Here is a 22,920-nt window from a genome sequence, read left to right on the forward strand (position 1 = left end):
CCAGCAGTCTCGGATGACCGAGAACGAGCTGCGTGCCGACGCGCAGCGCAATCGGGACCGCATCCTCGAGGCCGCGAGCGAGGCGTTCGCGGCGCGCGGGCTCGACGTACCGCTGGCCGCCATCGCGCGGCGGGCCGGGGTCGGCGCGGCCACCCTCTACCGGCGGTTCCCCACCCGCGAGGCACTGGTCACCGAGGTCTTCTACGAACAGCTCGCCGAATGCGGCGCGGAGCTGGAACAGGCACTCGCCGATCCCGACCCCTGGCGCGGATTCCGCCAGGCACTGGAGAACGTGTGCGCGACCCAGGTCACCGATCGCGGATTCACCGCCGCCCTGCTGACCAGTTTCCCGAACGCGACCGAATTCGAGGAACAACGCGTGCGCGCCGAGCAGATACTGGACGAACTGATGCGCCGCGCCAAGGAATCCGGCCGGCTGCGCCCGGAGTTCACCCGCTCCGACATCACCCTGCTGCTCATGGCCAACAGCGGCCTCACCGCCGAGGAGCCCGAAGCGGCGATCGCGGCCTCACACCGGCTCGTCGCCTATCTCATGCAGGCCTTCCAGACCGGCTCCGGGGAACCGCTACCGCCGCCCGCGCCACTGGGCCTCTACAGTTTCGTCCGCGCCGGTTGACCGCTGACCGAGCCGAGCCAGCGGTGCAGTGCGATCGCGAGCTCCACGGGAGCGTCGAGCTGGATCAGATGCCCCGCGCCCTCGACGATCGTCGCCCGCGCTCCGGGAATACGTTCGGCGAGCCGGTGCGCCCGGTCCACCGGAATCCAGGTGTCCTCCGCGCCCCAGACGATCGTGACCGGGATGGTGATCCCGGCGTAGCGGTCCTCGATCTCATCGGTGAAACGCTGATCCGCCTGCGCGATCTGCCGGTAGAACGCGGGCTTTCCCTGCTCGGTGCACCACGGATCGGTGAGCGCACGGAGGTGTTCCCCGGTCAGCCCGCGATGGCTCGCCGTCCCGATGTAGGCCTCGATCGCTCCCCTGTGGACGGTGCCGGGCTGCGCGGCGAACACGTCCGCGTTCTCGGCCACCAGACGGAAGAACTCCGACCCCCAGGGGCGCAGCGCGACGACATCGACCAGGGCGAGCGAAGCGAATTCCCTGCCGTGCACCAGATGCGTGCGCAGCGAAACCGCGTCCCCATAGTCGTGCGCGATCACGTGCGGGCGCTCCAGCTCCCAATGTTCCAGCAGCGCGGCAAACACCTCGCCCTGTACGCCGAGGTCCACATCGTGCTCCGGTTCCTTCGAGGAACTGCCGTATCCGGGCATGTCCCAGAGGTAGACCTCGTACTCCGCGGCGAGCGCGCGGGCGAACGGTGCCCACAGCCATGCGGACCACGGGGTGCCATGACAGAGCACGAGCGGAGTTCCGGTGCCCAGTTTCTCCCAGGCGACCGTACGCCCGCGCCAGCTGAATCGCCGTGTCAGTTCCATGTCCGTCCTTCCGAGTAGCTGCGGCCCTTCCACCGCGCTCCGGTCCCAGAATAGTGCCGTCGCGCGGAATCCAGGGTCATCAGCGTGTACAGCACTGCGACGGCAGGCAGCAGCGGGGCGATCCACAGCGATTGCCGGTAATACGCGAGCATGGGCGCGAAGGTGGCAGCCAGCAGCAGCCAGGCCGCGCCGCCGAGCAGGGCGGGCAGCGGCGCACCGAGCACCGCCCCGGCGATCGTGGCCGCGGGTGGGCCGAGGAAGATCAGCGCGAGCCCGAGCACGGTTCCCGCGAGCAGCAGCGGCGAATGACGCAACTGGGTGTAGGCACTGCGGGCGATCATCTGCCACAGATCGGCCAGCCGCGGATAGGGCCGGATACTGCGCACCCGTTCGGCGAGGCCGAGCCAGATCCGCCCGCCGGCGCCCTTGATCAGCCGGGCGAGCGCCACATCGTCGATCACCGCGCCCCGGATCGCGGCCACCCCACCGGCCTGGACGAGCACGGTGCGGCGGACGAGCACGCAACCGCCCGCGCCCGCGGCCACCCGCGAGGACATCCGGTTGACCCAGCGGAACGGGTAGAGCATCGCGAAGAAGTACACGAAGGCGGGCACGATCAGCCGTTCCCACCCGGTATCGGTGCGCAGCCGCGCCATCTGGGAGACGAGATCCCGCCCCTCCTGCGCGGCGGCGACCAGCCGGGCGAGCGAATCCGGGCGGTGCGCGATATCCGCATCGGTGAGCAGCAGATAGTCCCTCTCCCCTGCCTCGGCGATACCGTGTTCGAGCGCCCACAACTTGCCCGCCCAGCCGGGCGGTGGTTCGCCCGGTGTGCAAACCCGCAACGGCAGTCCACCGTGTTCCTCGGCCATCCGGCGGGCAAGCGCACCGGTGCCGTCGGTGCTGCCGTCGTCGACCAGGATCACCTCGGCACGGCCCGGGTACCGCTGCGCGAGCAGGCTCGGCAGGCTCTCCGGAAGCACGGTGGCCTCGTCCCTCGCGGGCACCACGATCGCGACCGGGGGCCAGCGCCGTGGCTCACTGCCCTGAGGAAGCCGCTGGTCGGTACGCCAGAAGAACCCTCGGCACAACAGCAACCACAACCACGCGGCGAGGCTCACCCCGCCGATCACGAGCCAGGCGATCACCCGGCGAGCCTGTCACGGCACACCCGCGGCGGAACGCTCAGGTCTGGTCGCGCAGCCAGCGCTCCACTTCCTCGGCGCCCTCTTTGCTCTGCCGTTCCTCGGCCTGCGCGGCACGGGCGGAACGGTGCAGCACGAAGAACAGCGCCGTGCGGATGCCCAGCGCCGGGTCATAGCCTGGAACATCGACGTTCCTGGGTATCACCGCCGGGACGGGTGATCAGCCCGCCCGCCGCGATGAGCGCGTTGTCCATCGGCCGCGCCGTGCCCGCCGCGAGTAGGAAACCGGTGCGCTGCAACCATATCCGTGCGGTCTCCGCGGCCTCCCGGGCGTCCGGGGCGAATGGCCCGTCCACCGCGGCGAACCGTTCGGGGCGCTCCAGGCCTTCGGCGAGGCGGTCCACGACCGGGCCGAGCGCCGCGAGCACATCCCGCAAAGCGCACAGGGTCTGACACACATCCCGGTCCAGCACCGCATCCGGTGGTTTCCCGGCGAGCGCCACGAGTGCGGCGCGGGCCTGGTGGAGCAGTTCTCGGCTGTCCTGCACTCGTCCACTATGACCGCAGGACGGAGTTCAGTGTTAGTGAAATGATTTGAACTGGTATGTATTCTGAGTGAATGACTGTGGATCCCCGGCGGCTGCTGATCTTGCGCGCAGTGCGCCGTGCCGGCGGTGTGCTCGCCGCGGCCCGGATGCTGCACCTGACCCCGTCCGGGGTTTCCCAGCAGCTGACCAAGCTGGAGGCGGAGACCGGGGTCGCGCTGATCGATCGGGGCAGCCGCGGTGGTGGGCGCGCGGTGGAGTTCACCAGGGCCGGTCACGCCCTCGCCGACCACGCCGAAACGCTCGCGGACACGCTCGCCGCGGTGGACGCCACGGTCAGCGAGTTCTGCGCGCAACCCGTGGCCCAGGTGCGGATCGGCGGATTCTCGGTGGTGCTCAGCGAACTGCTCGCCCCGGTGGTGCTGCGGCTGGCCACCACGAATCCCGGCCTGAACGTGTGCATCTGGGAGACCACCGAGACCGAGGGCATCGAGGCGCTGCGTGAAGGGCGGCTCGATCTGCTGCTGAGCCAGCGGCCCGGGCCCGGGGAATCCGCCCGCGCACCGGATCTGGTGGAGACCAGCCTGTTCGAGGACCCGCTCCGGGTGCTGGTGCCGCGTTCCTGGCCGGTCGGCGATGAACCCGCCGAACTGCTCGCCCGCCCGTGGTTCACCTCCTCGCTCGACCCGGCCAGCCAGCGCGAACTGCGCACGCTGAGCCGCGAGCACGGGATCACCCTCGACGAACGCGATATCGGTGCCGCGAACGCACCGACGCTGCTCTCCCTCGTCGCGAACGGGCTCGGCGCCACGATCGTCCCGGAGCTCACCCTCGGCACCCGCCCGAACCCGAACATCCGGGTCAGCGAAGGGGTTCTCACACTCGGTTCGCGCATCCTCTCCGTGCTGCGCCTGCCGTCGGTGAACCATCCCGGCATCGAGGAACTGCTGCGCGAGCTCCGCAGCGAGGGCCGCTCACGTCGCTAGGAGCACTTCGATCGCGCGTGCAGCGCGGCGCCGACCGCGATGCCGAGCTCGCCGAGCCGCGCGGGCCGGACCTCCACGGAGCGCCCGGTCAGCAGCGGACGTTCGGCAAGTGAACGCTTCATCGCGGGTTCGAGCAACGGCCACGCACCGGCGACCCCGCCGCCGAGCACCGCGAGCTCGATGCCGAGCAGCCCGCACGCGTCCGCGATCGCCGCGCCCACATGGGTTCCCGCTTCGGCGAACACCCGGACGGCCACCGGATCCCCCGCCCCGGCGCGCACCGCGACCTCGGCCGCGTCCGCCTGTTCCCCGCTGCCTTCGGTGTAGCGCCGCGCGATGGACCGGCCCGAGGCGTAGGACTCCAGGTGCCCGATCTGCCCGCAGGTGCACGGCGCATCACCGAACCGGCCGATGTGCCCGATCTCGCCCGCGCCCGGACCTCCGCCGTGCAGCAGTGCACCGTCCACCAGCAGCGCGCCGCCGACGCCGGTACCGAGCGCCACGGCCAGCGCGTGCCGCACCGGAGTGTCCCCGCCGGCGAAGATCTCCCCGAGCAGCAACATGTTCACATCGTTGTCGGTGGCCACGGGCAGCCCGTCGCACCGCGCGGCGAGCTCCGGGGTGATCTTGGTCCCCGTCCAGCCGGGAAACGAGCCACTCGCCGCGAGCACGGTTCCGGCCTCGGGATCGATCACCCCGGCCGCGCCGACGCCGATTCCCTGGAAGTTGCTGCCCCGGCAGGTTCCGCCCGCGCGGGCGAGCACCACGCGCACCGCTTCGGCGGCGGCGTCCAGGATCGCCGTGGCACCGTGCGCCGCGGGGCTCGGGGACTGGGCGCGCGCGAGCACGTTCGTGTTCTCGTCCACACACACCGCGAGGATCTTCGAGCCACCGATGTCCACCCCGGCCCAGATCTGCTCGGTCTGTGCCGATGATTCACTCGCAAGCTCGTTCATGCTTCCCCTGTCCTTGCGCGCCTGCGTTCGGCCTGCGCGACCGGATCGGGCACCGGTGAGGCGAGCACGAGCCTGCGCGTGTAGTCCTCGCTCGGGTGCCCGAGCACCTCGGTGCGCTCGCCCTGCTCCACGACCCGGCCCCGGTTGAGCACCGCGACCCGGTCACAGACATTGTCCACCACGGCGAGGTCATGGCTGATGAACAGGCAGCCGAAGAAGAGCTCCTGGTGCAGCCGCGCAAGCAGTGCGAGCACCGTGGCCTGCACCGAGACGTCGAGCGCGCTGGTCGGTTCGTCGGCGATGAGCAGATCCGGGCCGAGCACGAGTGCCCGCGCGAGGCTCACCCGCTGGCGCTGGCCACCGGAGAGTTCGTGCGGGAACCGGTCGGCCACGCCCGCACCGAGCTCCACCGCGTCCAGCAGTTCGGCGATTCGCTTGGCACGCCCGGATTTCGTGCCCTCACGGTGCACCAGCAGCGGTTCGGCGATGCACTGTCCGATGGTCATCCGCGGATCGAGCGAGGAGCCCGGATCCTGGAACACCACCCCGATCCTGCGGCGCAGCTCCAGTGCCTCGCGGCGCTTGGCGCGGTTCGGATCGGTGCCGAACAGGCGCACCGCACCGGATTCCGGGCGGACGAGGCCGAGCGCGCAACCACCGATCGTGGACTTCCCCGATCCGGATTCGCCGACCAGGCCGAGCAGTTCACCGCGCCCGACGCGCAGCGAGACCTCGTCCACCGCCTTGACCCCGCCGCCGTAGCGCACGGTGACCCGCTCCAGTTCGAGCGCCGGGCCGTTGTCGTCCACAGTGGACGGTTCGGCGCGCCCTCCGAGCAGTGGAACGGCCTCCAGCAGTTCGCGGGTGTACTCCTGCTCCGGGGCGGCGAACAGCTGCGCGGAATTCGCCTGTTCCACCAGTTTTCCCGCACGCAGCACGAGAATCCGGTCGGCGATATCGGCGACCACACCCATGTTGTGCGTGATGAGCAGGATCGCGGTCCCGGACTCGTCCCGGATGCGGCGCAACAGGTCCAGGATTCCGGCCTGCACGGTCACGTCGAGGGCCGTGGTGGGCTCATCGGCGATCAGCAGCCGCGGTTCGCAGCCGATCGCCATCGCGATCAGCACCCGCTGGCGCTGCCCTCCAGAGAGCTGATGCGGGTACTGGCGCATCCTCCGGTCCGGATCGTCGATCTCCACCCGCTCGAGCAGTTCCCGCACTCGGTCCCGGTACTGGGTGAGCCGCTCGGGTTCCGGGTCGTGATTGCGCAGCGCCTCGGCGATCTGCGCGCCGATCCGCTGCAGCGGGTTCAGCGCGGTCATCGGCTCCTGGAAGATCATCGCGGCCCGCTTGCCACGCACCCTGCGCAGTTCCTCGCCGCGCAGCGCCAGCACGTCCTCGCCCTCGAGTTCCACCGAGCCGGAAACCGTGGCCGCGCCGCCGAGCAGCCGCAGCACCGACATGGCCATGGTGCTCTTGCCCGAGCCGGATTCCCCGACCACGGCCAGGATCTCCCGCTCTCCCAGGCTGAAGCTCAGCCCGTCCAGCGCGGTGACCTCGCCCGCCTCGGTGTCGAACCGGACCCCGAGGTCGCGCACCCTGAGAACATCGTTCACTGTGCCGCTCGCTTTCTCACTTCGAAGGCGTCCCGCAGTCCATCGCCGATGAAGTTGAACGCGGCGACGACGAGGATGATCGCGATACCCGGCGGCACGATCAACCACCAGGCCCCGTCATAGGTGTAGGTTATGCCCTTGCTCAGCATGGCGCCCCAGTCGGTCTGCGGTGGGGCGACACCGAGGCCGAGGAAGCTGACGTAGGCGACCAGCAGGATTGCATCGGCGATCTGGAAGGTCACGTTCACCATCACCGTGCCGATCGCGTTCGGGATGATGTGCCGGAACACCGCACGAGTCCGGCTGCCCCCGATCGCCCGCAGCGCCTTGATGTACTCGCGTTCGGCGATGGTCACCGTCTCCGCGCGCATCAGCCGCGCGGGCACCAGCCAGGACACCACGCCGATCAGCACGGCGAGGATGCCCACACTCGGCGTGACCAGGGTCGCGGCCACCAGGAGCAGGAACAGCGCGGGAATCGCGACCCCGGTGTCCACGATGCGCATCAGCACGAGGTCCAGCCAGCCGCCGCTGTATCCGGCGACCGCGCCCCACACCGCACCGATCGCGGTCCCGATCAGCCCGGCGATCACCCCGATGATCAGCGAGACCCGGCCGGCGACCATGAGCCGCCCGAGCACATCGTGGCCGAGCTCGTCGGTGCCGAGCGGATGCCCGGGCCCTGGGGGAAGCCGGACCGCGCCCAGATCGGTGTGCACCTGATCGGTGCCGTAGATCAGCGGGCCGAGGAAGGAGAACAGCAGCATCAGCACCAGGATCACCAGGCCGGTCAGCGCGAGCCGGTGCCGGATCAGCCTGCGCAGCACTCCGCTGCGGGCGCGTTCCGGAGTCTCTGTGGTGGTCATCGTTTCGCCGTCCTCACCCGTGGATCGATGAACAACTGCGCGAGATCGGCGAGCAGCGAGCCGACCACCGTGGCCACGGCGATCAGCAGCACCACGCCGAGCAGCACCGGATAGTCCTGTTCCTGGGCCGCGGACCAGAACAGCAGCCCGATCCCCGGATAGTTGAACATCGACTCGATCACCAGCGCACCACCGAAGATGACCGGAATGTAGTAGCCGAGCATGGAAACCACGGAGGTGAGCGAGTTCCGGAACACGTGCCGCAGGATGATCCGGCGCTCCGAGGTGCCCTTGGCCCGCGCGGTGCGTACATAGTCCTGCGCCAGGTTGTCCAATGTGGACGATCGCATGTACCGGCTGAACGCGGCGACCACCGCGGCCGCACCCGCCACGATCGGCAGTACGAGCGAGCCGGGATCGGCGAGTACCGAACCGAGACTCTCGTCCTGCGCGGCCTGTGCCGGGAACCACGGCAGCACCTGGGAGAACAGGATGATCAGCAGCAGCGAGAGGAAGAACACCGGCGTCGCATAGAGCAGGAAGCTCAGCGTGGTCAGGATGTGGTCGGCCGCGCGGTTGCGCCGCACCGCCTGCCAGATCCCGGCCGGAAGCGCGATGATGATCCCGATCAGCGTGTAGATCACGGTCAGCAGCAGGGTTTTCGGCAGCCGCTGCGCCAGCAGTGCGGACACCGGTTCGTTTTTGGTGTACGAGTCACCGAGATCGCCGTGCAGCAACCGGACGAGATAGTCCCAGTACTGGGTGTACAGCGGCTGGTCGAATCCCTTCTCCTGGTTGAACCGCGCGATCTGGTCCGGCGTCGCCTCCATGCCCAGGATCCCGCGCGCCGGGCCGCCGGGCAGCAGATGCAGCAGCACGAAGGTCAGCACGGTGACCAGGAAGACCACGAGGATCGCGAACACGAGCCTCCGCGTCAGGTAGCGCAGCATCACCCTCACCTCGTCCAGTACCAGCGCTGCGGATACAGGTCGGCGAGCGGATCCTGGGTGACCCCGTGCAGGGCCGAATCGATCGCCGAGACCTGATAGGCCGGGTTCGGCACCCAGATCACCGGAAGATCCTCGGCCAGGAACGCGCTGTACTCGCGCATCGCGAACTGGTCATCGGACTCGTTCGTCTCGGCGATCAGCTCGTCCGCGTGCGGATTCGAGTAGCTGCCGAGATTCGAGGTCCCATTCGTGCCGAACAGCCGCTCCCCGCTCGGATCCGCGTCGTAGTACCAGCTGCCCTGGGTACCGAAGAAGGACAGCTGCCAGCCACAGGAGGGATCGGCGGGCTTGCACTGGGCGGTCGCGGCGAGCACCGAGTTCAACGGGCGCTGGCTGATCTCCAGATCCACCCCGATACGCGACAGCGAGGACTTGAGCTCCTGGATCATCCCGGTGGTCTCGTCCGAGCCCGATTCGGAGAGCACGGTCATCGAAAGCCTTGTGCCCTTTTGGATTCCGGGACCGCAGGCGTGCGGGTCCGCACAGTAGGCCACCCCATCGGACCCGGTGCGCCAGCCGTGCTGTGCGAGCTGCCGCTTCGCCCTGGCCGGATCGAAGGGGTAAGGATTGCGCTGCTGCCGCGGGGAAAGGTACTTCGAGGCGGTGCCCTGCGGGACCGGGCCGTAGGTCTTGGTCGCCGCCTGACGCCAGATCACGTCCGCGATCCCGTCCTGGTTCACCGAACGCTGGATCGCCTCGCGCACATAACGTTGCTTGAACACCGTGCCGAGTGCCGGATTGTTGAAGTTGTAGGGGATGTAACTGACCGCCCAGCCGTCCCAGGGTGTGATCCGGTACCCGAGCCCTTCCAGTTTGGCGCGCTGACCGAGATCGGATGTCGGCACATAACCGTAGTCGACCCCACCCGCGAGTAACACATTGTATTCCGCGGCCGAACTGGTGAACGTCTGGAAGCGCACCGTGTCCAGATGTGCCGGATCGGGCCCGGTGTAGTGCGGATTCCTGCGCAATGTGACCTGACCGCGGGTGGAGAAATCCTGAATGGCGAACGGCCCGTCGACCACCTTGAACAGCGGGTTGGTGCTGAACTTTCCGAGTTGTTTTCCCTGGCCGACCAGGTAGTCGAAGACCTTCTCCGCGGTTTTCGGATTGCGGTCGAAATCACCGACCGGGCCGTTGTCGCTGGTTTTGTCCCAAACCGCCTGCGGCATCGGAATGAGCCGGGAGAGTTGGTTCGCGGTGAACCAGTCCTGGTTGTACTTCTTGTCCAGGTGCAGCCGGAACGAGCGCTGCCCGGTGGTCTCGAATCCGGTAACATTGTCCGGGATCCGCCCTTCGGAGTAGATCGACCACTGCTTCTTGCCAGCTTTGACGAGGTTGTAGAAGAACTCCACATCCCGCGCGGTGACCGGCTTCCCGTCGGACCAGGTGAGGTTTCGCAGGGTGATCGAGACGGTGCGCCCGTCCGGAGAGTAGACCGGTGGCTGCGCCGCGCTCGCCTTCTCGTCCATGCCGAGTGTGCCGTTCGAGGTCTTGTCGAACAGGTAGAGCGGCGGATAGAGCGTGTTCCGGATCGCACTGTTGTAGGTGGCTCCGTATCCGGAGACCCCGATCGGCAGAATCCAGTTCGGCGTGGCCGAAGGCGGCAGCGCGAAACTCACCGACCCGCCGGCGACCATGTGATCACCGCCGCCACCGTGCTGGCGCGGGGAAACTCCGCACGCGCTCAGTACTACAAGGGCAACGGCGAGTAACACCGCCACCCGACGCCTTCGCCACATAGATAGATCCGCCATTCATCGGCTGCTGTGCTAGTGGACACCAATCCGACCTCCAGTAAGCCGACACTCTTGTTTATCAAGGAACATCGCCTTTCCGTGTCGGCTTACTTCCGCTCTTCTTGGTAGAGTCTGCGCTTGTTGAGACGGCGATGATTGAAGCACGCGAAACCGATCAGAGATAGTCACGTGAAAATAACAACATAATTCCTACTTCAACCAAGATCGAAGGAAGTCGCGTGGTCGACAGCGAATCCCCCTCGGCGGCACGAGTCCTCCAGCTCGTCGCGAGCGGAGCGGCCAGTTCACGCACCGAACTCGCCACGGCACTCGGCGTCGCACAGTCCACGGTCTCGCTGCGGGTACAGGATCTGCTACGCGCCGGAGTGCTCACCGAGGCCGGGCACGGGCGTTCCCAGGGCGGCCGGCGGCCGCGCACACTCGCCGTGGCCGCCGAGGCCGGACACGTGTGCATGGCCGATCTCGGCGGGGCACACACCAGGATCGGAGTGCTGGACATCGGCGGTCAGTTGCTGCACTCCGAGGAGATTCCGCTCGGCGCCGGGGAGAGTCCACAAGCGACACTCGACGCGCTGCACGATGCGGTGCGCACGATGCTGGACACCGTGCGCCCGAGCGGGGTCCTGCTCGGTGCCGGGATCGGATTGCCCGGCCCGGTCCAGGATGGCGCGGTCACCCTCCCGTCCAGGATGCCCGGCTGGCGCGGATTCGACGCGGCACACGCGCTGCGGCGCACCTTCGGCTGCCCGGTCGTGGTGGACAACGACGCGAACCTCATGGCGATCGGCGAGGCGCGGGTCACCAACCGCGGCAAGGAAAACCTCGTCGTGGTCAAGGCGGGGAGCGGGATCGGTTCCGGGGTCATCGTGGGCGGCGCGCTGTACCGGGGAAATGACAACGCCTCGGGCGATATCAGCCATATGCGCGTCGCGGCGGGTGCCGATATGCCGTGCAGCTGCGGGATCCGGGGCTGTTTCGCCGCGGTGGCCAGTGGCGCGGCACTGGTGGAACAGTTGCGCGCCAAGGGAATGGATGTCGAGTCCACCTCGGATGTGGTGCTCGCCGCGGAGAACGCCGAACCCGAGGTGATCACCACGGTCCGCGCGGCGGGTGCCCTGCTCGGCGAGGTGCTCGCCACCATCGTGAACTTCTTCAACCCGGACGCGGTGCTGCTCGGTGGCGCACTGTCCACTTCGGAGGCTTATGTGGCCGCGGTCCGCGCCGGGCTCTACGACCGCTGTCTCCCGCTGAGTACCCGCAACCTGGAGATCTCCCGAGTGCGGACCGGGGCCGACGCCGGGCTGTTCGGTGCCGGACTGCTCGTACTCGACACGGTGCTCGACGAACGGCTCGCGAAACTGGCCGACTCCCGAACCGAACCCGATCAGAAAGCAGACGTATGACCACCGAACTGTCCCGAACCAATCGCCCCAGGATCGCGATCGCCGGGATCGCGATCGAGTCGAGCACCTTCTCCCCGCACCGCGCCACGATGGACGATTTCCTGACGCAACGCGGCGCGGAACTGCTGGACCGCTATCCCTTCCTCGGCAGGGAGGACGGGCTGCGCACCCGTGCCGAATGGGTGCCGATCCTGCGCGCGACCTCACTGCCCGGCGGCGCGGTCACCCCGGAGACCTATGAGGCGCTCGCCGGGGAGATCCTGGCCGGACTGCGCGAAACGGGCCCGCTCGACGGGCTGTTCTTCGACATCCACGGCGCGATGAGCGTGGTAGGCCGCACCGATGTGGAGGCCGACCTCATCGAGCGCATCCGCGCGGTGATCGGTTCCGAGGTACTGGTCTCCGCCTCGATGGACCTGCACGGCAACGTCTCCCGGCGGCTCGCGAGCGCGCTCGATCTGCTCACCGCCTACCGCAAGGCCCCGCACACCGATGCCTGGCAGACTCGCGAGCGGGCGGTGCGCAATCTGCTCGACCGGCTCGCCGATGGCGGTAAACCGCTGATGAGCTGGACCCAGGTTCCGGTGCTGTTGCCCGGGGAGAAGACCAGTACCCGCATCGAACCGGCCAAGAGCGTCTACGCCCGCATCGACGAGATCGAGCAGCTGCCCGGGGTACTCGACGCCGCGCTGCTCGTCGGCTACGCCTGGGCCGACGAACCACGCTGCCAGGCCTCGGTGATCGTGACCGGGGACGACGAGACCGTGATCACCGAGCAGGCCAGGCAGCTGGCCGGAGCCTACTGGCAGGCGCGCGCCGATTTCGCTTTCGTGGCCCCTGCCGACAGCCTCGAACACTGCCTGGAGACGGCCGCGGTATCCACCGCGCGGCCGTACTTCATCAGCGATTCGGGGGACAATCCGACCGCGGGCGGTGCGGGGGATGTCTCCGCGACCCTGGCCACCCTGCTGGACACACCGTCCGTTGTGGACAGTCCGAACGGGACGATCTACGCGGCGATCACCGACCCGGACACGGTTGCCGCCGCGGTGGCCGCCGGGGTCGGCGAGACGGTCACCGTGGAGATCGGCGGCCGGATCGACACCATCCATCCCCCGGTGCGCATGACCGCGCGGGTGGCCGCGATCGATGCGCACGACCCTGTCGCCGGGACCGCCGTGGCGTTCGCCGATCGCGGGCTGCGAGTGATCGTCACCGCCCGGCGCAAGCCGTATCACCTCGAATCCGATTTCACCGCGCTCGGCCTGGACCCGCGCTCGGCCGATCTGGTCGTGGTCAAGATCGGTTATCTGGAACCGGAGCTCTACGCGATGGCCGCCGACTGGATGCTCGCGCTCACCAAGGGCGGGGTGGATCAGGATCTGCTCCGGCTCGGGCACCGCGCCATCGAGCGGCCGATGTTTCCCTTCGATGAGTCCATGCCCGAACCCGCACTCGACCCGGAGCTGCTGTGATCCTCGAACTCTCGGTCGACTCCCTGCCCTGTGCGCGCGCCGCCGACGCGATCGGCGCTGACCGCGTCGAGCTGTGCGCGGCGGGCAGCGAGGGCGGGCTCACCCCGAGCATCGGCACCGTCCGCGCGGCCGTCCGCGCCTGCCGGAACGCGGGCGTGCACGTGCTCGTCCGGCCACGTGGCGGGGAATTCGTCTACACGGCAGCGGAAATCGACGCCATGGCCGAGGACATCGCCGCCTGTGTGGAGGCCGGGGCGGACGGGATCGTCACCGGCGTGCTCCACGCGGACGGCCACCTCGACCGCGCCGCCCTTGCCGCCCTGCACGCCGCCGCCCAGGGCAGCGAGTTCACCTTCCACCGAGCCATCGACGTCTGCGCCGAACCGCATCGCGCCCTGGACGGCCTTGCCGAACTCGGCGTCACCCGGGTGCTCACCTCCGGCGGAGCCGACCGGGCCGAGGACGGTGCCGAGCGGATCGCCGCCTTCGTCGACCAAGCGGGAACCGCGATGCAGATCCTCGCCTGCGGCGGTGTCCGCACGCACAACGCGCGCGCGATCGCCGAACGTACCGGGGTCACCCAGCTGCACGCCGCCCCGCGCAGGCCGCGCCCACCGGTCATGGCCGATACCGGGACACGGGTCGGTTTCGCGCTCGCCCCGGACGGTGCGGACCGCTACGAGCTGGACGCCGACACGGCCGCCGAACTGCGCGCCGTCCTGCGCTGACCGGACCGGACCTACTGGGGCGCGATGCTGCGATAGGTCCGGTAGGCGGGGCGGAACATGAGCCGGTTCTGCAGCGCGTGAATGTCCTGCGGAAGCTCGGTCTCATCGCTGGGATGCAGCCGGGGCAGGGCGCGCAGGGCGGCACCGGCCCGGTTGAGCAGCAACCAGGCGTCGGCCTTCCGTTCGGTGAACCCGGCGGCGAGCACCCGCTCCCGGTCCGCGCGCTCGGGTGTCCAGTCGCCGTTCGGTGCTCCGCCGCCCTTCGGTGGTTCGGTATTCGGTTCGGTGTTCTTCGGTGCCGCCGCGTTCGCCTGGCTCGCCGCCATGGGCACCGCGACGCCCGCCATCGCGGTACCGCGCAGCAGGGTGCGCCTGTTCAGCTCGTCCATCCCGGGCCCTCCCCGCTAGCCGAGCTGCTTTCCGATTCCGCTACATCGTCCGTGCGCGGAGAGTATGCGCAACACCAGCGCGCTGATACTCGGGGAACCGGGCTGCTGCCCGTGCCCGATGCCGTGCGTGGTGATGTCGCAGTGCGGTCCGGGCATCGGCAGGGCCGTCGAGGGGAAATCGCCGGTGTCGTGCACGGTCCAGTAGTCGACCCCATGCGGTGGTGGTTCGGCGTTGAGCGCGCGGACGAACCTGCTGCTCGCGCACACATCGATATCGGGGAACGGTTTGCAGTAGGCGAACGACGGATCGTTCGGATCGGCGCCCTGCTGCGGGGTGCCGACCGAGATGTAGTTGCGCACCCGGTCCCCGCCGCCGAGCCGTTCGATGAAGTAGCGCGCCGACTGACCGCCCATGCTGTGCGCGACGATGTCCACCCGGCCACGGCCCTTGCCGACGATCTCGTCCACCTTCTTCTTGACCGTGCCGGCGTTGGCGGTGTTGTTCGCTCCGAGATTGCCCATCCCGAACCGGACCACTTGGCTCGGAATCCCGCGTTCGGACAGCCGTTTGCGCATCGGGTCGAATGCGCCGTCCGGTTCGGCGAAGCCGGGTACCAGCACTACCGGCGTCGCTCGGTGCTCCGGGGCAGTCGCCTCCGGCCCACCCGGGGACGGTTGGCCGGAGCGGTTGTTGCGGATGCCGATGACGATCAGGACCGCGATGACCAGTATCACGCCGAGCAACAGCCAGCCTCTGCCCCTGCGCCGCGCCATCGCCTCACCTCCTCGGCCGCACTCATTGTGAGTGGGTGTGCTCATTCAGGAAACGACCGAACAGCCGCTCCGGCCGCCCTGCACCGATCCCGAGGGGCTACAAAGAATGTTCTGCAGAGAAAACTCTGCAGGACATTTTCGGCATCCGGTGCGCAACGCCCGGAAACCGGCGAGCCCTAGAATCGGTGCTCCCTAGAATCGGTGCGCCCACCGACCGTGCGAGAACCCCGGTGATTGCCATGGAGATCTGGATCAACCCGGAATGCTCGAAGTGCGCCTCGGCGCTCGAACAGCTCGACGTGGCGGGAGGGGACTACACGGTGCGGCACTACCTGGAACCCCGCCCGACGACCACCGAACTGGCCGCGGCGCTCGACCGGCTCGGCCTGGAACCGTGGGACATCGCCCGCACCGCGGAAGCGGTCGCCGGTGAACTGGGGCTCGAACAGTGGAACCGCACCCCTGCCGAGCGGGACCGCTGGCTCGAAGCGCTCGCCGCGCATCCGATCCTGATCCAGCGGCCGATCATCACCGCGGACGATGGCAGGACGGTCCTCGGCAGGTCGGCGGCGGTACAGCGCACCCTCGGCCAGCACACCCGGGGCTGAGCACGGAACACCCCGCTATGCCGTGAGGATCGCACGGAAGCCCGGTTCCGGATCGAACGGTTCACCGGGAAAAGTGAGCCGGTGCAACACGATTCCGTCCAGGTGACCGATCAGTCGCCGGTAACGCTCCCGCGGATCGGGAAGATCGAGGCCGGCGAGCCAGGTTTCGCCCCAGTCGAGGATCGCCGCGCGTCCCTCACGCAGCAGCCCGGTGAGCTCCGGGTGCGTCGTCGCCTCGAGAAAAAGCGCATATCGGGCCAGCGTGCGTTCCGCGCCCTCGCCGCTGAGCCGGTTCGCCAGTGCGGCAAGGGTGCCCGCCGCTTCACTGACACTCGCCGGAGGCCGTTCGGTGAACCGTTCCCACTCGGTGCGATCCCGGTCGAGCTGCTGGGCGAGCACCCCCTGCAGCAGCGCGGCCCGGTTGCGGAACCAGTTCGACGTGGTCCCCGCGGGAACCCCCGCACGCGCATCGATCGCCTGATAGGTGAGGCCACGGACCCCCGCCGTGCCGATCACGGCGAGCGCGGCATCGAGGACCTGGGCTCGCCTGCGGCTCATGGTGTCACGGTAGTCATCGCCGCCCCGGCACGGTTCCGGTACCCGAGCTCAGCCTTCGCGCGCCCTGCGGTGTCCCACCACGACCTCGGACACGATGAGCCGGTACAGCGATTCCACGAGTTCCGGGCTGATGCCCTTGTCTCGTGCGCGATCCCGTAGCCGCGCGAACATTTCGCGTTCCCGCTCGTGGTCCACGGCCGCCACATCCGCGTCCCGTTTGAGCACGCCGACCCTGCCGGTGACCTCGAACCGCTTGGCCAGCAGATCGACGATCGACGTGTCCAGTTCATCCAGTTCTCGGCGTAATGCTTCGAGTTCGTCCAGATAGCACGCCTGCATGACGGCCGATATTACCGCGCGATATCGGCGATCGGCACTTGCATAGTGCTTACTATTCGAATAGCGTCGACTATGTGAGTCGCCGGATGAGCCGAGCCGAAGCCAAGACCCGCACCCGTGAGCTGCTGTTGGACGCCGCCGCGCTCACCTTCGCGCGCAAGGGATTCCACGGCGCCACGGTGGACGAGATCGCCGAAGCAGCCGGGTTCACGATCGGCGCGCTGTACGCCAACTTCGAGGGCAAGGAACAGCTGTTCCTCGAACTGCTGTCCAGCCGGGCGAGCAGTCAGATCGCGGCCGCCGAGGAGTTGGTGCGCGAGGGCGCGGCGACGGCGACCGATCCGTTGCGGGCGATCAGCCAATACCTGGTGGACCTCGCGGACAAGGACGCGGATTTCGCGCCACTGCAGGCGGAGTTCTGGCTCTACGCGGTGCGCAATCCACATGTGCTGGACACCATGGCCGAGCAGATGCGCGAACCGCACGCCGCGCTCGCCCGGCTGATCACCGAATCCGTGGACACTCACGGGGTTCCCCCGGACACCGTGGCCACGGTGGTTTTCGCGTTGTTCCAAGGGCTCGTGCGACGGCGCAGGGTGGATCCGGCGAGCGCGCCACCCGAACTGTTCGCCAGCGCCCTGCAGTGGTTGTTCACCGGCATCGAGCACACGGAGGACACATCATGACCGCCACCCAGGACACGGCACTGCAGACACTCTTCGATCCCGCCCGGCGCGCCGACCCCTATCCGGGATACCGGGCGCTGCGGGAGAATTCCCCGATCCTCGAGGCCGCGGACGCCCTGTTCGTGCTCACCAGGCAGGCCGACTGCGCCGCGGTGCTGCGGGACAGCAGCTTCGGGCACGCGGAACCGGATCAGGCGCTCGCGCTGCGCCGAAGCCCCGACGAACTCCCGGAATCCCTGCTCGACGAGCACGGCAGGCCGGTGCGCTCGTTCCTCGTGCAGAACCCGCCCGAGCACACCCGATTGCGTAAACTGGTCAGCAGGGCGTTCACCCGCGGAACGGTCGCCGAACTCACCCCGCGCATCGAGGAGATCACCGCACGACTGCTGGACGGGATCCTCGAACGCGGCGAACCGTTCGACCTGATCGACGAGCTCGCCTATCCGCTCCCGGTCGCGGTGATCAGCGAACTGCTCGGCATTCCCGATGCGGACCGGGAACAGTTCGTGCGCTGGTCGCATGCCATGGCCCGGGGCCTGGACCCGGATTTCCTCATGCCGGAAGGGGTCCGGGAGAAACAGCTCGCGGCGCGGCTCGAATTCGGCGAGTATCTGCGCACGCTCGCGGCCGAGCGCCGCGCGCATCCCGGCGAGGACCTGATCTCCGGGCTGCTCGCCGTTCCCGGACTCGCCGAGCATGACCTGATCGCGACCTGCATCCTGTTGCTGATCGCCGGGCACGAGACCACGGTGAACCTCATCGGGAACGGAACACTCGCGCTGCTGCGCCATCCGGACCAGCTCGCCCTGCTCCGCGCGGAACCCGAGCGAGCCGAGGCCGCGGTGGAGGAACTGCTGCGTTACGACTCTCCCGTACAGATGACCATGCGCCTCGCCAGGGAGGACGCCGAGGTCGGCGGGGTGGCGATTCCGTGTGGTGCGGCGATGATCCTGCTCGTTGGTTCGGCCAACCGCGATCCGGATGTGTTCGCCGAACCCGAGAACTTCGACATCGCCCGCAACCCCACGAAACATCTCGCGTTCGGCCAGGGCGTGCACTTCTGTCTCGGCGCACCGCTGGCCAGACTCGAGGGCCGGATCGTGCTCCGTGCCCTGTTCGAGCGCGTCCCCGAGCTCCGGCTCGCCGGAACCCCGGTGTGGAAGGACAACATCGTGTTGCGCGGTCTCCAGGAACTTCCCGTGGCGGTACGGTGATCGCGGTGGACGAACACGTCGACGTGCTCATCATCGGCGCCGGGCTCTCCGGGATCGGCGCGGCCTGCCGCCTGCGCGCCACGCATCCGGGCAAGAGTTTCGCCGTGCTCGAGGCGCGTTCGGCGATCGGTGGAACCTGGGACCTGTTCCGTTATCCGGGAGTGCGCTCGGATTCGGACATGTTCACCCTCGGCTACGAATTCGCACCCTGGCCGTCCGCGCGTTCGCTCGCCGACGGGGAGTCCATCCGGGAATACGTGCGGCACACCGCGAACGAACACGGGATCACCGAACACATCCGGTTCGGCCACCGCGCGGTGCGCGCCGAGTGGTCCACGAGCACGGCGCGCTGGACGGTCGAGGTGCGGCACGCGGGTGAGACGACCAGGATCAGCTGCGGATTCCTGTTCGCCAACACCGGGTACTACCGCTATGACAAAGGATTCACCCCGGAGTTCCCCGGTGTCGAGCGGTACACCGGGACGCTCGTGCACCCGCAGCACTGGCCGGAAGAGCTGGACCACGCGGGCAAACGGGTGCTGGTGATCGGCAGCGGGGCCACCGCGGTGACCCTGGTCCCGGAACTGGCCGCGACCGCGAAACAGGTGACCATGCTGCAGCGGTCGCCGAGCTACGTGCTCCCGCTGCCGTCCACGGACAATACCGCGGTCCGGCTCACCCGGCTGCTCGGCACGCGGCTGGCCTATCCGCTCGTGCGGTGGAAACACATCCTGACCACACTGGCCTTCTTCAAGCTGAGCAGGCTGCGCCCGGAACTCGTGCGCGGACTCATCCGTACCGCGAACCAGCGCGCGCTCGGCGCCGATTACCCGGTCGACGTGCACTTCAATCCCCGCTACCGGCCCTGGGACCAGCGGTTGTGCTTCGCGGGCGATGGGGACCTGTTCGCCGCGCTGCGCACTGGAACCGCGACGGTGCACACCGACACCATCGAGACCTTCACCGCCGACGGGGTTCGGCTTTCCTCGGGCACCGAGCTCGCCGCCGATATCGTGATCACCGCGACCGGGCTGAATCTCCAGCTGCTCGGCGGGATGGAACTGCTCGTGGACTCCCGGCCGGTACACCCGGGGAATACCTTGGCGTACAAGGGAATGATGCTGTCCGGGGTACCGAACTTCGCGCTCACCATCGGATACACGAACGCCTCCTGGACCCTCAAGGCCGATCTGGTCGCGAACTACGTCTGCCGCCTGATCGGGCACATGGACGCCCGCGGCTACCGGATGGGCACCCCGCGCGCACCCGGGCGAGTGGCGCGCACCACGCCGCTGATCGATCTGCACTCCGGCTATGTGCGCCGCGGTATCGATGTGTTACCCAAGCAGGGGCCGAGGAAACCCTGGCGGCTGAACCAGAACTACCTGCGCGATGTGCTGTTACTGCGGCATGGGCGGATCGAGGACGGTATGCGTTTCGCCTAGCAGATCGAATCGCTCGGTTTCGGGTTCGTCAGGCCGAATGCCGGGCGCAGCAGGATGCCCGCGTAGGTCCCGCCGACCGCCATGATCCCCCATAGCCAGCCGTGCAGGCTGAACGAGGCGATGCCGGAGAAGTACGCGCCGATATTGCAGCCGCCCGCCATGCGCGCGCCGAAGCCCATCAGGATCCCGCCGAGCACGGCACCGAGCGCGGTACGCCAGGGCACATTGCGGTGCAGGATGAACGCACCGGCGAGCGCCGAGGCGATCAGCGCGCCGATCATGATCCCGAAGTCCATCACCGAGGTCTTGTCCGCGAGCACCGAGGCATCGAGTTCCGCGGCGTGCTCTGGCACCCGCCAGTACGCGGAGCCGGAGATGTCGATACCGAGCCAGCCGGACAGTTTCGCGCCCCACAGGCTGAACGCGGAGGTGATACCCCACGGTCCCCCGGAGACGAACAGGGTCGCGGCGTTGAGCACGGCGAGCACGATCGCGCCCGCCCACAGCGGCCAGGAACCGCGCAGCACCCGCGCGATCCCGCGGGCAGCGGGCGGGCGCCCCGCGGGTGGTGGATTGCGTTTGCGTTGCACCAGAACCGAAATCCCGACGATCACGCCGATGATCGCGCAAGAGATCAGCACCGCGCCCGGATAACCGAGCGGGGTGTCGGCGAACGAGACCGTAGGGCCGATCTTCTGCAGCGTGGTGATCCAGTTCGCCGCGAAGGCGCTCGCGATCGAACCGAGGATGAACCCGCCGAGCGTGTAGATGATCGCGGTCTGCCCACTGCCCACCGCGAACAGGGTGCCGGACGCGCAGGAGCCGCCGATCTGCATGCCGACCCCGAACAGGAAGGCACCGAGCGCCACACCGACGCCCGCGGGAAGCACATTTCCTTCCGGTGCCCCGGAAAGGCTCGTCCCGGTGCCGAGCACCACGGAGAACAGCACGCAGGCGACCGCGAGCATCAGCATGTGCGCGCGCAGCGCCGTGCCCTGCCCCACCGTCGCCAGCTGCCGCCAGGCCGAAGTGAACCCGAACCGCGAGTGGAACAGCGCCAGCCCGAGCAGCAGGCCGAACACGTAGAGCAGGGTGAGTTTCCAGCCCGCCGCGTTGAACACCGCGGCGCCAAGCGCGACCGCGAGGAGAACACCGACCGCGACCACTCCGGCCCGTGCCGCGGGTGCGCGCTCGATCACCGGCCGCCTGGCCGATCGCACGGCCTCGATTACCGCCATCCGTCCTCCGTTCAGCTCACTGTCCGGCAGCGTAATGCGCGCCCACGCCCGGTTTCCCGGATGTCCATTCCTCGGGACGCTATCCTTGGTCCATGCAGGCGATCCAGTCACCGGATGAGTACGCGGAGCTACGAAACTCGCTCGAATTCTGGGAACCGCACGCGCGCACCGCGTTCGACTCGGCCGGGCTGGCGCAACCGGAGCACTTCACCGTCCCCGGGGAGAGCACGAACCCGGTATTGGTCGGAGACAACGGTTTCGTGGTGAAATTCTACGGGGAGCACTGGTGCGGACCCGACAGCCTGGCCACCGAGACCGAGGCTTACCAGGTGCTCGCCGGATCGGGGCTGCCGGTCCCCGAACCGGTGGCCCGCGGCGACCTCTTCCCCGGCGGCGAACACTGGCCCTGGCCGTTCCTGGTGTGTACCGTCGTGCCGGGGCGCGCGTGGCCCGAGGCGATCGGAAAAGCGGACAGGACAACCGAACTCGCCCTCGCCGCCCACGCGGGGACCCTGCTGCGCGGCCTCAACGATCTCCCACTGACCGGGAACGCACTGTTGCGCCCGGATTCCCCGGTGTTCGCCGAACTACTCGCCGAGCGCCGCGCGGTCACCGTCGCCGAACACCGGGAATGGGGGTACCTCGCCCGGGAACTGCTCGACTCGCTCGAGGAGCAGCTACCGGATGTCCGGGAACTGCTCGGCGCACCCGCCTTCGTGCACGGCGATCTGCACGGGCGCAACCTGTTCGTGGACGCCGAGCGCGCCGAACTCACCGGGCTGGTCGACTTCACCGACGTATACGCGGGAAACCCGTACTACGGCCTGGTTCAGCTGCACCTGAACACCTTCCGCGCCGACCGCGAACTGCTCGCCACCGCATTGGACGTCGCCGGGTGGGCGCACGGCCCGGACTTCGCACGCACCATGCTGGGATTCACCCTGCTGCACGACTTCGACGTGTTCGAAGAGGTTCCGCTCGATCTGACCGGAATCACCGATTACGCCGAGCTCGCCGAAGTGTTGTGGGGGCTCGAATGAGTAGTTGCTGAACACCACCCCCTCGGCCCGGTGGTAGAGAAACCGGATCGGTTTCCGGAGACCAGTCCGGTCAGGCACTCGATTCGAGCGCGGCTCGCAGGGTGCGAAGACAGGTGGCGCGTACCTCTTCCCTGCTGATCTCCCTGCGCCGCAGCCATTCCACGCACATCGCGCGGATGAACTCCAGCCAGGCCAGCAGCGCGGCCGAGGCGAGTTCGCGTTCGTGCCCGGTGTAGCCGTACGCGTCGAGCATGCGGGCACGCAGTTCGTTCAGCTCCGCCGAGATGATGCCCTGCACGGCGGGATCGCGAGCGGGTTCACCGGTGTTGGCTTCGAGCACGAGCCCGGGATGCGTGGCGAAGAACTCGATGTGCGCGTCCAGGCCGGCGGTGATCTGTTCGTCCAGCCCAGCGCCGGACTCCAGCGCGATACCGGCGAGCAGCTGGTCGGCGGCGCGCTGGTACACGGCGGCGAAGTACTCCGCCTTGCCGGGGAAGTAGTGATACAGCAACGCCCGGGACACCCCGGCGTACTCGGCCGCGCCCGCCATCGAGACCTCGGCGTAGGGGTGCGCGGTGAACACCTCGGCACCCATCTCGAGCAGGTGTTCGCGGCGCTGCCGCGGGGAAAGCCGTCGTCGTGGTGCGGGCACGAACACTCCAGGTTCAGCGATGGTTGACC

General features: G+C 68.5%; 25 protein-coding genes. 10 read left to right on the forward strand and 15 right to left on the reverse strand.

Translation table 11 applies throughout. From position 1 onward, the window contains the following. Positions 1–13 precede the first annotated feature (13 nt). Positions 14–637: a TetR/AcrR family transcriptional regulator gene (locus tag A37U_RS0136095; RefSeq protein WP_020501527.1), complete on the forward strand. Its 624-nt coding sequence runs from the start codon at positions 14–16 to the stop codon at positions 635–637. Here the strand turns inward: A37U_RS0136095 and A37U_RS0136100 are convergent. The 4 genes from A37U_RS0136100 to A37U_RS0136115 are packed head-to-tail and all read right to left on the reverse strand — an operon-like array spanning position 613 to position 3,148. Continuing rightward, on the reverse strand, positions 613–1,455 hold the full coding sequence (locus A37U_RS0136100) for an alpha/beta fold hydrolase (protein ID WP_020501528.1): 843 nt from the start codon (positions 1,453–1,455) through the stop codon (positions 613–615). The two genes, A37U_RS0136095 and A37U_RS0136100, sit on opposite strands and share 25 nt — an antisense overlap. Continuing rightward, positions 1,446–2,603: a glycosyltransferase gene (locus A37U_RS0136105; protein WP_020501529.1), complete on the reverse strand. Its 1,158-nt coding sequence runs from the start codon at positions 2,601–2,603 to the stop codon at positions 1,446–1,448. Before A37U_RS0136105 ends, A37U_RS0136100 begins: the two co-directional genes overlap by 10 nt. A gap of 37 nt (positions 2,604–2,640) precedes the next feature. Then, entirely contained in the window at positions 2,641–2,805 is a 165-nt protein-coding gene (locus A37U_RS52300) for a hypothetical protein (RefSeq protein WP_157183256.1), read from the reverse strand. Next, the gene (locus A37U_RS0136115; protein WP_020501531.1) at positions 2,771–3,148 is read right to left on the reverse strand and encodes a hypothetical protein; all 378 of its coding nucleotides are present in this window, start codon (positions 3,146–3,148) and stop codon (positions 2,771–2,773) included. Before A37U_RS0136115 ends, A37U_RS52300 begins: the two co-directional genes overlap by 35 nt. A gap of 71 nt (positions 3,149–3,219) precedes the next feature. Between A37U_RS0136115 and A37U_RS0136120 the strand changes: the two genes are divergently transcribed. Then, positions 3,220–4,131, forward strand: coding sequence for a LysR family transcriptional regulator (locus tag A37U_RS0136120; RefSeq protein WP_020501532.1), 912 nt, complete (start codon positions 3,220–3,222; stop codon positions 4,129–4,131). Here the strand turns inward: A37U_RS0136120 and A37U_RS0136125 are convergent. The 5 genes from A37U_RS0136125 to A37U_RS0136145 are packed head-to-tail and all read right to left on the reverse strand — an operon-like array spanning position 4,128 to position 10,222. Then, the gene (locus A37U_RS0136125; RefSeq protein WP_020501533.1) at positions 4,128–5,087 is read right to left on the reverse strand and encodes an ROK family protein; all 960 of its coding nucleotides are present in this window, start codon (positions 5,085–5,087) and stop codon (positions 4,128–4,130) included. The two genes, A37U_RS0136120 and A37U_RS0136125, sit on opposite strands and share 4 nt — an antisense overlap. Continuing rightward, positions 5,084–6,706 carry a dipeptide ABC transporter ATP-binding protein gene (locus tag A37U_RS0136130; protein WP_020501534.1) on the reverse strand — a complete coding sequence of 541 codons (1,623 nt, stop codon included), beginning with the start codon at positions 6,704–6,706 and terminating at the stop codon, positions 5,084–5,086. Before A37U_RS0136130 ends, A37U_RS0136125 begins: the two co-directional genes overlap by 4 nt. Further along, positions 6,703–7,572 (reverse strand): ABC transporter permease, encoded by an 870-nt coding sequence (locus A37U_RS0136135; RefSeq protein WP_020501535.1) that lies wholly within the window; start codon positions 7,570–7,572, stop codon positions 6,703–6,705. Before A37U_RS0136135 ends, A37U_RS0136130 begins: the two co-directional genes overlap by 4 nt. Then, the gene (locus tag A37U_RS0136140; protein ID WP_020501536.1) at positions 7,569–8,522 is read right to left on the reverse strand and encodes an ABC transporter permease; all 954 of its coding nucleotides are present in this window, start codon (positions 8,520–8,522) and stop codon (positions 7,569–7,571) included. The genes A37U_RS0136135 and A37U_RS0136140 overlap by 4 nt, the downstream gene beginning before the upstream one ends. 5 nt (positions 8,523–8,527) lie before the next feature. Further along, positions 8,528–10,222 (reverse strand): peptide ABC transporter substrate-binding protein, encoded by a 1,695-nt coding sequence (locus A37U_RS0136145; protein ID WP_020501537.1) that lies wholly within the window; start codon positions 10,220–10,222, stop codon positions 8,528–8,530. Positions 10,223–10,560: 338 nt separating this feature from the next. On the opposite strand from A37U_RS0136145, the gene A37U_RS0136150 reads away from it, so the two are divergent. The 3 genes from A37U_RS0136150 to A37U_RS47115 are packed head-to-tail and all read left to right on the forward strand — an operon-like array spanning position 10,561 to position 13,948. Beyond that, positions 10,561–11,745, forward strand: a complete 1,185-nt coding sequence (locus A37U_RS0136150; RefSeq protein WP_020501538.1) for an ROK family transcriptional regulator — start codon at positions 10,561–10,563, stop codon at positions 11,743–11,745. Continuing rightward, positions 11,742–13,220, forward strand: a complete 1,479-nt coding sequence (locus A37U_RS0136155) for a M81 family metallopeptidase (RefSeq protein ID WP_020501539.1) — start codon at positions 11,742–11,744, stop codon at positions 13,218–13,220. Before A37U_RS0136150 ends, A37U_RS0136155 begins: the two co-directional genes overlap by 4 nt. Beyond that, complete coding sequence (locus A37U_RS47115) at positions 13,217–13,948, forward strand: copper homeostasis protein CutC (RefSeq protein WP_020501540.1); 732 nt, start codon at positions 13,217–13,219, stop codon at positions 13,946–13,948. The genes A37U_RS0136155 and A37U_RS47115 overlap by 4 nt, the downstream gene beginning before the upstream one ends. Before the next feature lie 11 nt (positions 13,949–13,959). Here the strand turns inward: A37U_RS47115 and A37U_RS0136165 are convergent, their stop codons facing one another. Both A37U_RS0136165 and A37U_RS48865 read right to left on the reverse strand, forming a co-directional pair. After that, positions 13,960–14,337, reverse strand: a complete 378-nt coding sequence (locus tag A37U_RS0136165; protein WP_020501541.1) for a hypothetical protein — start codon at positions 14,335–14,337, stop codon at positions 13,960–13,962. Positions 14,338–14,352: 15 nt separating this feature from the next. Beyond that, on the reverse strand, positions 14,353–15,111 hold the full coding sequence (locus A37U_RS48865) for an esterase/lipase family protein (protein ID WP_020501542.1): 759 nt from the start codon (positions 15,109–15,111) through the stop codon (positions 14,353–14,355). Positions 15,112–15,350: 239 nt separating this feature from the next. Here A37U_RS48865 and A37U_RS0136175 point away from each other — a divergent pair, with 239 nt between their 5' ends. Then, positions 15,351–15,719, forward strand: coding sequence for an ArsC/Spx/MgsR family protein (locus A37U_RS0136175; protein ID WP_020501543.1), 369 nt, complete (start codon positions 15,351–15,353; stop codon positions 15,717–15,719). Between the two features lie 15 nt (positions 15,720–15,734). Here the strand turns inward: A37U_RS0136175 and A37U_RS0136180 are convergent, their stop codons facing one another. Both A37U_RS0136180 and A37U_RS47125 read right to left on the reverse strand, forming a co-directional pair. Continuing rightward, entirely contained in the window at positions 15,735–16,277 is a 543-nt protein-coding gene (locus A37U_RS0136180; RefSeq protein WP_020501544.1) for a TetR/AcrR family transcriptional regulator, read from the reverse strand. A gap of 48 nt (positions 16,278–16,325) precedes the next feature. Then, positions 16,326–16,616 (reverse strand): chorismate mutase, encoded by a 291-nt coding sequence (locus tag A37U_RS47125; RefSeq protein WP_020501545.1) that lies wholly within the window; start codon positions 16,614–16,616, stop codon positions 16,326–16,328. Between the two features lie 86 nt (positions 16,617–16,702). Between A37U_RS47125 and A37U_RS0136190 the strand changes: the two genes are divergently transcribed. Genes A37U_RS0136190 through A37U_RS0136200 form a run of 3 tightly spaced genes read left to right on the forward strand, consistent with a single transcriptional unit; the run spans position 16,703 to position 19,961 of the window. Further along, the gene (locus tag A37U_RS0136190) at positions 16,703–17,302 is read left to right on the forward strand and encodes a TetR/AcrR family transcriptional regulator (RefSeq protein WP_020501546.1); all 600 of its coding nucleotides are present in this window, start codon (positions 16,703–16,705) and stop codon (positions 17,300–17,302) included. Next, a complete protein-coding gene (locus A37U_RS0136195; protein WP_020501547.1) occupies positions 17,299–18,516 on the forward strand; it encodes a cytochrome P450 in 1,218 nt (405 codons plus the stop codon). The genes A37U_RS0136190 and A37U_RS0136195 overlap by 4 nt, the downstream gene beginning before the upstream one ends. Positions 18,517–18,521: 5 nt before the next feature. After that, a complete protein-coding gene (locus A37U_RS0136200; RefSeq protein WP_205623101.1) occupies positions 18,522–19,961 on the forward strand; it encodes a flavin-containing monooxygenase in 1,440 nt (479 codons plus the stop codon). Here the strand turns inward: A37U_RS0136200 and A37U_RS0136205 are convergent. Next, on the reverse strand, positions 19,958–21,199 hold the full coding sequence (locus tag A37U_RS0136205) for a YeeE/YedE family protein (protein WP_020501549.1): 1,242 nt from the start codon (positions 21,197–21,199) through the stop codon (positions 19,958–19,960). The two genes, A37U_RS0136200 and A37U_RS0136205, sit on opposite strands and share 4 nt — an antisense overlap. 92 nt (positions 21,200–21,291) lie before the next feature. Here A37U_RS0136205 and A37U_RS0136210 point away from each other — a divergent pair, with 92 nt between their 5' ends. Further along, positions 21,292–22,239, forward strand: a complete 948-nt coding sequence (locus A37U_RS0136210; protein WP_020501550.1) for a phosphotransferase family protein — start codon at positions 21,292–21,294, stop codon at positions 22,237–22,239. A gap of 70 nt (positions 22,240–22,309) precedes the next feature. Here A37U_RS0136210 and A37U_RS0136215 read toward each other — a convergent pair whose 3' ends face one another. Next, positions 22,310–22,891, reverse strand: coding sequence for a TetR/AcrR family transcriptional regulator (locus tag A37U_RS0136215; RefSeq protein ID WP_240437793.1), 582 nt, complete (start codon positions 22,889–22,891; stop codon positions 22,310–22,312). Positions 22,892–22,920 lie beyond the last annotated feature (29 nt).

Origin of the sequence: Sciscionella marina DSM 45152, assembly GCF_000379465.1 — a bacterium.
GTDB lineage: Bacteria > Actinomycetota > Actinomycetes > Mycobacteriales > Pseudonocardiaceae > Sciscionella > Sciscionella marina.